The organism is Janthinobacterium longum, assembly GCF_051380735.1.
Taxonomy (GTDB): domain Bacteria; phylum Pseudomonadota; class Gammaproteobacteria; order Burkholderiales; family Burkholderiaceae_D; genus Janthinobacterium.
The window spans coordinates 86,462-98,632 of record NZ_JBNYXQ010000007.1 but is presented as its reverse complement, the minus strand read 5'-3'; the positions used below and the strand labels follow the sequence as shown (position 1 = coordinate 98,632).

Annotated in this window: 5 protein-coding genes; 2 read left to right on the top strand and 3 right to left on the bottom strand. The window is 63.8% G+C overall.

Annotated elements, in window-relative coordinates; all coding sequences use genetic code 11:
- Positions 1-18: 18 nt before the first annotated feature.
- Positions 19-756, bottom strand: a complete 738-nt coding sequence (locus tag ACQ4WM_RS17935) for a Crp/Fnr family transcriptional regulator (RefSeq protein WP_436548013.1) — start codon at positions 754-756, stop codon at positions 19-21.
- Between the two features lie 242 nt (positions 757-998).
- Here ACQ4WM_RS17935 and ACQ4WM_RS17930 point away from each other — a divergent pair, with 242 nt between their 5' ends.
- Complete coding sequence (locus ACQ4WM_RS17930) at positions 999-3,845, top strand: bifunctional diguanylate cyclase/phosphodiesterase (protein ID WP_436548012.1); 2,847 nt, start codon at positions 999-1,001, stop codon at positions 3,843-3,845.
- 12 nt (positions 3,846-3,857) lie between these two features.
- Here the strand turns inward: ACQ4WM_RS17930 and ACQ4WM_RS17925 are convergent, their stop codons facing one another.
- Both ACQ4WM_RS17925 and ACQ4WM_RS17920 read right to left on the bottom strand, forming a co-directional pair.
- On the bottom strand, positions 3,858-4,901 hold the full coding sequence (locus ACQ4WM_RS17925) for a porin (RefSeq protein ID WP_436548011.1): 1,044 nt from the start codon (positions 4,899-4,901) through the stop codon (positions 3,858-3,860).
- A 366-nt stretch (positions 4,902-5,267) separates the two neighbouring features.
- A complete protein-coding gene (locus tag ACQ4WM_RS17920) occupies positions 5,268-9,119 on the bottom strand; it encodes a hypothetical protein (RefSeq protein ID WP_436548010.1) in 3,852 nt (1,283 codons plus the stop codon).
- 191 nt (positions 9,120-9,310) lie between these two features.
- Here ACQ4WM_RS17920 and ACQ4WM_RS17915 point away from each other — a divergent pair, with 191 nt between their 5' ends.
- Positions 9,311-12,115: a valine--tRNA ligase gene (locus ACQ4WM_RS17915; RefSeq protein ID WP_436548009.1), complete on the top strand. Its 2,805-nt coding sequence runs from the start codon at positions 9,311-9,313 to the stop codon at positions 12,113-12,115.
- Positions 12,116-12,171: the final 56 nt, after the last annotated feature.

The window sequence follows — 12,171 nt, the reverse complement described above, 5'->3', positions numbered from 1 at the left end:
GTCGCGAGACAACGCGGCTTACGCCTGGCGCTGGCGCCCGTCCGACAACAGGCGGGCGAACTCTTTCTTGACCACGCCATAGCATTCGCAGGTCGTGCTCTCCAGCCCGCTGCGGTCAAGCACCGTGATATGGCCGCGCCGGTAGCTGATATGGCCACGCGCCTGCAGTTTGCCAGCCGCCTCCGTCACGCCTTCGCGCCGCACGCCGAGCATATTGGCGATCAGCTCCTGGGTCATGGTCAGTTCGCGCCCGGGCAGGCGGTCCAGGGTCAGCAGCAGCCAGCGGCACAGTTGCTGCTCCACCGTGTGATGGCGGTTGCACACGGCCGTTTGCGACATTTGCGTCAGCAAGGCCTGCGTGTAGCGCAACAGCAGCCGCATCACGGGGCCGGCGCGGTTGAATTCTTCCATCAGCAAATGTGCCTTCAGGCGATAGCCGACGCCGCCCGTCTGCACCACGGCGCGGCTGGGTGTGGAGTCGCCGCCCATGAACAGCGAGACGCCGACCACGCCTTCATTGCCGACGCCGGCGATTTCGGACGAACCGCCGTTTTCCAGCAGATAGTGCAGCGAAACGATGGCAGTGGTGGGGAAGTACACATGCTGCAGTTTGTCGCCCGAATCGTAGATCACGTCACCCAGGCGCATCGGCACCTGCTCCAGGTGCGGCGCCAGTCGCGCAAAATCGGCGTCCTGCATGGCGGCCAGCAAATGGTTCTGATTGGGGTTGTGCAATACGACATACGGACTCGACATAGGCAGATTTAATGGTTTCCAGTCGTCAGCTAGGTGGTAATCGGAGAGGCGTCTGAACGAGTGGCGCCGTCGCGCAGAGTAACACAGCGGTGTCTCTGAGCCGCAACTATATTTCCTATCGCAAACGGTCTCCGTTCGGTAGCGAACGGACTTGCAAGGCCGTCAACACCTACAGTCAGTTATTGCACAAGACAGCCAGGTCGCCGATCCGGTCCGACGCAATCACAGACCGAAAGCACGCGATGCAAAAAATCCTCCGGCGGGTACGCATCTCGGTCTCGGTCTCGGTACTGATCACCATGCTGGCAGGGCTGGCGATAACGGCCTTGTGTTATGTGTCGGCGCGCCAGATCGAAGCGGAAAGCGCGCGGCTGCTGTTCCAGCACGACGCCAGCGTGCGCACCGCCGCCCTGATGTCGGGCCTGAACAACGCCGTGGAACAATTGAAGGTGCTGAACCAGCTGTTTCGCAGCATCGATCCGATCAGCCGCGAACAGTTCCGCAGTTTCAGCGCGCCGCTGCTGCAGCGCTATCCGGAAATCCAGGCCTTCAGCTACCGCCGCGTGCTCGACCATGCGGACCGTGCCGGCTACGAACACGCCATGCGCCAGGCTTATCCCGCTTTCATGATCGCCCAGGGTGACGACGACGGCGCCAACAGTCAGCCGGCGCCGCAGCGCGATAGCTATAACGTGATCGACTATGTCGAACCGCTGCAAGGCAATGCACAGTTGCTGGGCCTGGACACCAGCAACTCGCCCGGGCAGCAGGTGGCGCGCCTCGCCTCGCGCGACAGCGGCCTGCCGACTGCCACAGAGTTGCTGACGCTGACGCAATACCCTGGCCGGCAGACGGGCTTTCTGGTGCTGGCGCCCGTGTACCGTGCCGGCATGCCGCTCGATACGCCCGAACAGCGCCAGCGCGCCGTGATCGGCGAGACGGCCGCCACCTTTCGCATCACGCACCTGATTACCACCATCCTCGGCAACGCCAGCCTGCTCGACAGCGGCTCTGCCGGCATCGAAGTATTTGCTGGCGCACAAGGCAAGACCCTGGTTTACCGGCATGATGCCGCTGCCTCCAACCGCGCCCTGCCCGCATGGATGGAAGCCGCACATGGCCAGCCCACCCTGACCAGCTTCAACCTGGCCGGCCAACCCTGGCGCGTGCGCGTGACACCGGCGCGTGCGCTGTGGAATGATCACCAGGGCTCGCTGTATGTGCTGCTGGGCGGCTTGCTGTCGACCATGCTCGCCGTTGCGTATGTCTATCAGCTGGTATCGCGCAACAGCGTGATCGAACGCATCACCGGCGAGCGTACGGCGGCACTGAAATTTGCCAACCTGCGCCTGTCCGAAGACATCGCCGCACGTATGCAAAATGAACAGTCGCTGCGCCTGCGCGAACGCATTATCGAGGTGTCGGCCAACGCCATCGTCATCTGCAGCGCCGAAGCGCCCGCCTATCTGGTCGAATACGTGAATCCGGCGTTCGAGCGCATTACCGGCTACCCCGCGCACGAGGCAGTGGGCAAGCCGCTGGCCGGCCTGCAGGGTAATATCATGGACCAGCCAAACATGAACCTGTTGCAGGCGGCCATCCGCGAAGAACGCGAAGGCAAGGCCATCTTGCGCTACAGCCGCAAGGATGGCGAAATTTATTGGAGCGAAACGTTTGTCGCGCCGGTGCGTGGCCAGGCCGGCGACGATGGCACCGTGCCGATCAGCCACTTCGTGCTGGCGCAGTACGATATCAGCGCCGTCATGCGCTTCGAGGCCGAGCTGGCTTTCCAGGCGCGCCACGATATCCTGACCGGGCTGGCCAACCGCCGCCTGCTGCGCGAGCGACTGGAGCATGAAATGGCCGTCGCGCAGCGCACCGGCCTGCCGCTGTGGGTGGTGTTCATCGACCTGGACCGCTTCAAGTTCGTCAACGACACCCTGGGCCACGATGCCGGTGATACGCTGCTCAAGGGCGTGGCAGAGCGCCTGCTGGTGGCCACCCGCGAAGTCGATACGGTGGCGCGCCTGGGCGGCGACGAATTCGTGCTGCTGTTGCCGCAGCATGGCAATGGCGACCCCGGCATGGCCATCCTGCAGCGCATACTCGAGACCGTGGCGCAGCCCATGCAGCTGGGCGAATACGAATTTTTCCTCAGTTGCAGCATGGGCGTGGCGGTCTATCCCGACGACGGCAGCAGCGCCGAAATGCTGATCAAGCACGCCGATATCGCCATGTACCGTGCCAAGGAACAGGGCCGCGGCCACTGGCAGTTCTATGCCTCGAACATGAATGCGGACACGCTGGAGAGGCTGAGCCTGGAGAGCGAATTGCGCCATGCGCTCGAGCGCGACCAGTTTCACCTCGAATACCAGCCGCAGCTGGACCTGGCCAGCGGCCGGATGGTCGGCATGGAAGCGCTGCTGCGCTGGCACCACCCGCAGCTGGGACTGATTTCGCCGGCCAGCTTTATCGGCCTGGCCGAGGAAATGGGCCTGATCATACCGATCGGCGACTGGGTGCTGCGCACCGCCTGCGCCCAGACGCGCGCCTGGCAACTGGCCGGCCATGGCCAATTGCGCGTGGCAGTGAACCTGTCGGCGCGGCAATTCAAGCAAAGAAATCTGCTGCATGCGGTGGCCGCTGTATTGATGGAGACCGGCCTCGATGCAAGCTGCCTGGAGCTGGAGCTGACGGAAAGCATGGTGATGCACGATGTGGAGCAAGCCACCGCCATCATGGGCAACCTCAAGGCGCTGGGGGTGCAGCTGTCGATCGACGACTTCGGCACCGGCTACTCCAGCCTGGCCTATCTGCGCCACTTTCCGATCGACGTGCTGAAGATCGACAAATCGTTTGTCAACGACATCACGCACAGCAACGATGATGCGGCCATCGTCTGCGCCATCATCTCGCTGGCGCACAACCTGCGCCTGAAAGTGATCGCCGAGGGCGTGGAAACGGCGCCGCAGCTGGAATTTTTGCGCGCGCACGGCTGCGACCAGATGCAGGGCTATCTGTTCAGCCGTCCGCTGGGCGTGCCGGCCTTCGAAGCGCTGCTGCACCAGGGCCGCATACTGGCGGCCTGATGCTTTACAAGCTTAAAAAGCGTGGCGCAAGCCGAGGTTGAAGGCGCGGTCGCCGGTGCCAACCTCGGTGGCGTTGCCGACCATATAGGCGGCGCCGTGGTGGTTGCGGATCTGCGCATACGCCAGATAGAGCTTGCTGCGTTTCGACAAGGCATAGGTGGCGCCGATGGCCAGCTGCTGCGCGTCGCGGTTGGCTGGATTGCGGTCATCCTTGTGCACCACCGACGCCAGCAAGGTCGCGGCACCCAGCGGTACCGATACGCCGACAATCGCGTCGCGGCTGTCGGTCGATTGCAGCGGCGCCGTGGCTGCGCCATAAGGATTGTCGGCAAAGAACAGCGAACTGCCCTCGCCCGTATTGCTGCCATAGCCGGCGAAGGCCGTGGCCACGCCAAAATTGTAGTTGCCCGCCAAAATAGTATTGTTGACCTTGCTCTTGCCGGCCTCGCCGTCACGGCTCTGGCGCGCAAGGCGCAAGGTCAACGGGCCGTTCACATAACCGAGCGCCAGGCCCAGTGTACGCTGGTCGGCCGCAATGCCGCTGTGTTCACCGGCACCGAACATCACGGTGGCCGTCACGCCACGCATGGTGGGCGAGGTATAGCGCACCGTATTGTCGATGCGGGTGGCCGAATAGCCGGCCACGTTGGTCGAGGCGCCGGCCATGCCGCCCTCGAACGGGTCGGCCACGTCGGTCAGCGCCTGGCTTTGCAGATTGTACTGGCGGCCGAAGGTCAGCATGCCCAGCGGGCCATCGAGGCCGACGAAAGCCTGGCGGCCGAACAGCTGGCCGGCCTGGTCCGAACGCCCTGTGTCGGCCAGCAAGCCGGCTTCCAGCGTGAATACTGCTTGCCATCCCTTGCCCAGCGCTTCGGCGCCGCGAAAACCGAGGCGCGAACCGGCCGAAACGCCACTGGAGACTTTGCTGATCGAGCGCTCCTGCACCAGCGCCGCATCCATCAGGCCATACATGTCGACGGAGGACTGGGCGTGGGCGGTCATGGCAGGCAGGATGAGGGTCGAGGCGAACCCCAGGCAGACGGTATTGATTTTCATGCGACTCCTTGATAAACGCCAGGCCGGCAATCTCGTGCAGGCGGCAAGGCGCATGCGCGTCGAGGCACCATCAAAAAAGATGACGAACCGGAACTTTCCTGGCGAAGTTGTGACGGATGCGGCCCGCAGGGCACGCTTCGAAAAGAGCCTGCCGAGCAGATGGTGTCATCTGCGGGGACAGCCTCCAGGTGCCGGCATCGCTGATGCACTGGCATGGCCGTGAGTTGGATAAAACTGCGGCCGCTGGCGCCTTCTGCAAGTCATTGCAAGAAGCGACAGGGCCGTAAGTATAGCATTGCAGCAATTCCAACCCCGTTCGATTGCCCGCTGAGGCACGTTACACGGTGCGCCGGGCAGCCAAAAATACTACTTCACTTTGTCATACCTGATCAGCTGTCCATCGCGGTCCCACAGCAGCCTGCCCTCCTCGATGCCGATCACGGCATGGAAATCGCGCAGGCCGGCGGGCGGCGGATAAACCAGGAAGCGCAGCAGGCCGCCACGGCGCTTTGCCAGCGCGATCGTGGCGCGGCCCGTTTCCGGGTGCGACAGCACCAAGTGGCGCAGCGGGCCGGCAAACGGCACCGGCCACGGCTGCTCGCTGCTGACACCTCTGGCCAGTTGCGGAGCGTCGCCTAGCGCCAGCAGCGCGATGCCGGCCACCGGTTCGTCGCGGTATTCGACGATGACGCTGGCCGGGCCATCGACGGCATCGCCACCGCGCGGCGCCTGCAGCACGAAGGGCGCGGCGCGCGAGGCGGCGTCGCCCTGCAGCACCAGTTCACCGCCGCGTACCGACCAGCGCCCTTGCGCTGCCTCCTCAGTGGCGCCATACAGCAACTCGTAGCTGAAGCGGCCATCGGCGCGCAACACGATCTGCGACGCCACTTCGATCTTGCGCTTCAACCCATAGCGTCCCGGCAAGCGTTTTTGCAGCGCCAGGTCGGCGGCCTTCTGGGCCGGCGTCAGGGCCGTGGCGCCGGGATCGACAGCAGGCGCTGCGACGGCGGGTATCGGCCAGCCAGCCGCCTTCAGGATCGACAGCACATCGTCGCGTCCGGCGCTGCGCAGTTGTTCCCACGCTGCTCCATCAAGTTGCCGGCGCTTGCCCGCCAGGCGCGCCAGGCGCGTCGTGAAACGCTGACCCAGCCAGCCTGCCAGCGAACGCTCGGGTTGACGCGCAAATGCCGTCACCAGACGCGCCGCCATGGGCTCGGTACAGTGCGCTGGCAAGGCGGCAAAGCCATGCTTGAGCAGCAGTTGCCAGTATTCATCAGTGGCGCCCATGACGGTCGCCAGCAACTGCTGCGCCTGCGGCAGGCAGACGGTGTCGAGCGGCACGCTGCCATCGCGCGTCACCACTGCCAGCGTGGCAGGATCGAGGCTGGCGACAGCCAGGTCCAGCGGCCCGCCCCAGGGCTGGTCGGCGGCGGCGTCGATGCGCGCGCCGCGCGCCAGCAGCAGGCGCACTGCAGCGGCGTCGCCGTTGCTGATGGCCAGTTCCAGCGCGCTCATCTGCTTGCTGGCGCGCCAGTTCGGATCGAGCCCCAGGTCCAGCAGCGTGGGCAGCAAATCGAGCCGGTGCGCGCGCACGACATGGCGCAGCACCACAGAGTCGGCGGGCTGGCGCGGCTGGCCCTCGGCATCTTGCAACAGGCCGTATTCGAGCAGCAGCGGCACCAGCGCGCGCTGCGGGGACTCGATGGCGGCAACGATGGCGCGATTGCCCACCGCACTGAGTGGCAGGCCGTGCGACAGCATCAGGCGTATGCGTTCCAGACCGGCGGCGTCCGTCACCGAAGCGAGCGCCTTTTCCAGCGGCGACGGTTTGACGTCGGCCAGCGGCTTGCGCGCCGCGATGCTGCGCAACAGCATGTCCAGCACCACATTGTTTTCCGGCGTCGCCGGCAATTCCAGTGCCAGGTTCAGCACGGCAATTTCACCACCCAAGGGATCGGCGCCCAGGCCGAGCAGCAATTTCACCATGGCCTCGTCGCCATCCTCGACGGCCACCAGCAGGGGCGGACGATAGCCATCGCTGGTCACTGGCGCGCCCATCGATGCCAGCCGGCCTACCCAGTCATGGCGGTGGCTGCGTACCGCATGCCATAGCAGGGTGCCAGGCTCGAGCTGCAGGGAAGCGAGCGCCGACGACTCATACTGATACGATTCTTCGTTCACCGGCCCGTATTGCGTCCACGGCATGGACGGTACCAGCAGTTGGGCCAGCACAGCGTCCGATGCCGCAGGTGGCAGGTACAGGGCGCGCATCGCGGCGTCGAGCCAGCGATCACCACCCTTCGCATCGTGCCGCGGCACGCGCTGTTTGAGCCAGTCCAGGCCGCCGGCATTGCCCACCTCGGCCGCATAGGCGTACAGTGACTTGCCCTTGTCATCGATATACGGCGTGGTGCCGGTGGCCAGCATTTTGTCGAGTACCTCGGGGCCGCGCGTCAGCCGCAGCAGCGGCGCCCACAACAGATAATCGGCCGTCGCGCGCTTGTCGTCATCGTCTTCCTTGCCCTTGCCCTTGCCCGTTGGCGGCTTGTCTTTCGCCGCTTGCGCCTGGCGTTCATCGGAGATCAGATAGGGCCGGCCCGAGCCCGCGTCCAGCAGCGCGATCATCAGCGCCGTGCGCTCGCCGGCATCGATCAGCTCGGGCAAGATGCCGGCCTCTTTTTGCTCCAGCGCATATTCGAGCGGTGCAAGCATGCGGTTGCCGGCGCCATACTGGCGCACATCGGCGCCATGCGCCAGCAACAGGCGCACCATTGCGGCATTGCCGTACAGGGCAACCAGGTGCAGCGGCGCGCAGTTGTCCTGAAACGTGCCTTCACCGACCGCCACGCCGCGTGCAAGCAGCGAGGCCATCATGCGCACCTTTGCCGGCAGCAGGGACGCATGCCGTGCGCGCAGTTCCTCGCGATGCTTGCGCAACTGCGCCAGGGAAGCGGGCTCGCGCGCGGACGGATGCGCGGCGCGCCAGGTTTTCTCATACGCCAGCAGGCTGGGCGCCGGCAGTATCAGCGCGTGCAGCAAGGTATAGCCGTCCATCACATAATCGCCGGGATTGGGCAGGCCGGCCAGCAGCGTGGCGAACGCAGCTTCATCGCCCTCACCTGCAGCCTGGAACAGCGGCTCGACGGCAGGCGTGGCCGGCAGCTTGTTGCGCGCCGCACGCACATAATTGACCTTGCGCTCTATGCCGTGCACCGACGCCTGGGGCAGCGGCGTGCCGACCTGCCAGGCGCGCGCCAGCTGGGCCGCTTCGGCAATTTGCGCCGGATTCATGGCCCGCTCCCAGGCAGTCACGTCCGCCTTGGCCTTCTGCTCGCCGCCGCGCGCCGCGAGCTGGCTCAGCATTGACGCCAGCACATAATCCTGCGGCAAGGTGTCATCAATGCCGTACAACATGGCCAGATGCGACTGCGCCGGCGCATTGCCCGCTTCGGCCGCCTTGCGCAGCCATTGCACGGCCAGCTTGTCATCATGGCCGCCGATGCCCTTCCAGTACATTACGCCCAGGCGGTAGGCCGCCTCCATGTTGCCTGCCTCGGCGGCGCGGCGATACCAGTCCTGCGGCGAGCGCCGGCCCGTCACCGACGTGCCAGGCAGGCGCGTGCCGGCCTGCCACTGGGCAACGAGCCGTTCGGCTTCCTTGACCTGGTCGGGCGACATATTGTTGCGCTGCACCGGCAGGTATTTTTCCACCTCGGCCGCGCCGGTCCATTTTTTATCGCGCAGCGCCAGCAGCTTGTAGGCATGGGACAGCACGCTGTCGGCCGGCACGCCCTCGCCCTGCTCATACAGACGCCCCAGTTGCGCCAGCGGCCCGCCATCGCCGCCCTTGGCCAGATCTTGCAACCAGGGCAGCGCGCGCGCCGGATTTTTTACGGAACCGTAACCGTAGAGATATAGCGATACAAGTTCATCCTGCGCGACGCGATCGCCGCTTTTGGCGGCCAGCAGATACCAGCGCTCGGCGTTGGCGTCGTTGCCCGGCAGGTCAGGACAATCGCGCCCCGCCTTGTACAGGTCGCCAAGCAGTTTTTGTGCCTTGGCATTGCCAGCCTGCGCCACCGGGCGCAGCTGCGCCACGGCCTCGACGCAGCGCCCCTGCTCGAAAGCCGCGACGCCTTCCTTCACGCCGGCGCGCGCGCCGGTGCTTGCCAGGCCAATACCGATGCCGCAGATGGCCAGTTGCCAGATTTTTTTCATGGATTTCCAGGCTTGGATTGCACGTTGAGCTTGTTTGCTGAGGTGATTGCAAAGATGATAGCGTGAAAGAAATGCAATGTAGCAATATTGCGCAATCGTGCAGGGCTTTTCGGCCACTGCGACCGGCTATTTGCTGCACATGCTTTAAGCACCCCTTATAATGATTCCTTTTGCCAAACACACGCCAAATCATGGAATTAGCCAAGTCTTTCGAGCCCGCCGACATTGAACAATTCTGGCGCACCGAGTGGGAACAGCGCGGTTACTTTACCGCCACTCTCGATGCCGGAAAACCTTCATTCAGCATCCAGTTGCCGCCGCCGAACGTGACCGGCACCCTGCACATGGGCCATGCCTTCAACCAAACCATCATGGATGGCCTGACGCGCTACCACCGCATGCTGGGCCACAACACGGCCTGGATCCCCGGCACCGACCACGCCGGCATCGCCACCCAGATCGTGGTGCAGCGCCAGCTGGACGCGCAAAAGATTTCGCGCCATGACCTGGGCCGCGAAAAATTCGTCGAAAAAGTGTGGGAGTGGAAAGAAAAGTCGGGTTCCATCATCACCGGCCAGATGCGCCGCCTGGGCGCTTCGGCCGACTGGCAACGCGAATACTTCACGATGGACGAGCCGCGCTCGAAGGTCGTCACCGACGTCTTCGTACGCCTGTTCGAGCAGGGCCTGATCTACCGCGGCAAGCGCCTGGTCAACTGGGACCCGGTGCTGGGCACGGCCGTATCCGACCTGGAAGTGATCTCGGAAGAAGAAGACGGCTCGATGTGGTACATCAAATACCCGCTGGCTGACGGCAGCGGTTTTTTGACAGTGGCCACCACCCGTCCTGAAACCATGCTTGGCGACGTGGCGGTAGCAGTCGATCCGACCGACGAGCGCTATATGGCGCTGGTCGGCAAGATGCTGAAACTGCCTTTGAGCGACCGTGAAATTCCCATCATCGCCGACGAATACGTCGACAAGGAATTCGGCACCGGCTGCGTGAAGATTACCCCCGCGCACGACATGAACGATTACGCCGTCGGCCAGCGCCACAAGCTGCCACAGATCGTGATCCTGACGCTGGACGCAAAAATTACCGACGATGCGCCCGAGGCCTACCGCGGCCTGGACCGCTTTGCCGCGCGCAAGCAGATCGTCGCGGACCTCGATGCGCAGGGCCTGCTGGAACAGGTCAAACCGCACAAGCTGATGGTGCCGCGCGGCGACCGTACCGGCGTGGTGATCGAACCGATGCTGACCGACCAGTGGTTTGTCGCCATGAGCAAGCCGGCGCCGGAAGGCACTTTCTTCCCGGGCAAGTCGATTGCCGAGACGGCACTGGAAAAAGTGGCCAATGGCGAAATCAAGTTCGTGCCGGAAAACTGGAGCACCACCTACAACCAGTGGCTCAACAACATCCAGGACTGGTGCATCTCGCGCCAGCTGTGGTGGGGCCACCAGATTCCGGCCTGGTATGACGAGGCCGGCAATATTTTCGTCGCCAAGACCGAAGCCGAAGCGCAGGCCAAGGCGCAGGCCGCCGGCAGCACCGGCCCCTTGAAACGCGACGACGACGTGCTCGACACCTGGTTCTCGTCGGCGCTGGTACCGTTCTCGACCATGGGCTGGCCGGAAGAAACGCCGGACATGAAAGCCTTTTTGCCGTCGTCGGTACTGGTAACGGGTTTCGACATCATCTTCTTCTGGGTCGCGCGCATGGTCATGATGACGGCGCACTTCACCGGCAAGGTGCCGTTTGAAACCGTCTACGTGCATGGCCTGGTGCGCGATTCGACCGGGCAGAAAATGTCCAAGTCGAAAGGCAATACGCTGGACCCGATCGATTTGATCGACGGCATCGACCTGGACGGCCTGATCGCCAAGCGCACCACCGGCCTGATGAACCCGCGCGATGCGGAAAAAATCACCAAGGCGACACGCAAGGAATTCCCGGACGGCATTTCCGCCTACGGAACCGACGCCGTGCGCTTTACCATGGCCAGCTATGCATCGCTGGGCCGCAATATCAATTTCGACCTGGGCCGCTGCGAAGGCTACCGCAACTTCTGCAACAAGATGTGGAACGCCACCCGTTTCGTGATGATGAATACGGAAGGCCACGACTGCAGTGCGAACGAGGCCGATTTGTCGCAGGCAGACAAGTGGATTATCTCGCTGCTGCAAAAAGCCGAACTGGACGTGGCCAAGGGTTTCGAAGACTTCCGCTTTGACAATATCGCCGCCACCATCTACAAATTCGTGTGGGACGAGTATTGCGACTGGTACCTGGAAGTGGCCAAGGTGCAAGTGCAGCAAGGCACGCCAGGCCAGCAGCGCGCCACCCGCCACACCCTGCTGCGCGTGCTGGAAGTGGTGCTGCGCCTGGCCCATCCGATTATTCCGTTTGTGACGGAAGCGCTGTGGCAGACCGTCGCCCCGCTGGCTGGCAAGACGCTGAAGGCTGAAGATTCCATCATGATGCAGCCTTACCCGATCGCCGACACCAGCAAGATCGACGAAGCGGCCGAAGCCTGGATGCAGCAACTGAAAGCGCTGACCGACGCGACGCGCAACCTGCGCGGCGAAATGCAGATCTCGCCATCGCTGCGCGTGCCGCTGTTTGTGGAAGCGGGCAACGCCGCCGACAAGGCCGCGCTGGGCAGCTACGCTCCATATATCCAATCGCTGGGCAAGCTGGCCGAAGTGCAGATCGTCGATGCACTGCCCGATTCGCCGGCAGCGGTGGCCATAGTAGGCACCACCAAGCTGATGCTGAAAGTGGAAATCGACGTGGCGGCCGAACGCGAGCGCCTGGGCAAGGAGATCGCCCGCATCGAAGCGGAAATTGCCAAGGTCAACAGCAAGCTTGGCAATGAAAGCTTCGTGGCCCGCGCCCCGGCAGCCATTGTTGCGCAAGAAAACGAGCGCTTGCTCAGTTTTTCGGCCACAATAGAAAAACTGCGCGAACAGTTTGCTAAACTACCTGTCGCATAAGGCAAGTTTGGAAAGATGGCACGGCGGCATGATGCCGCCGTGCCACGCTGCTGGTC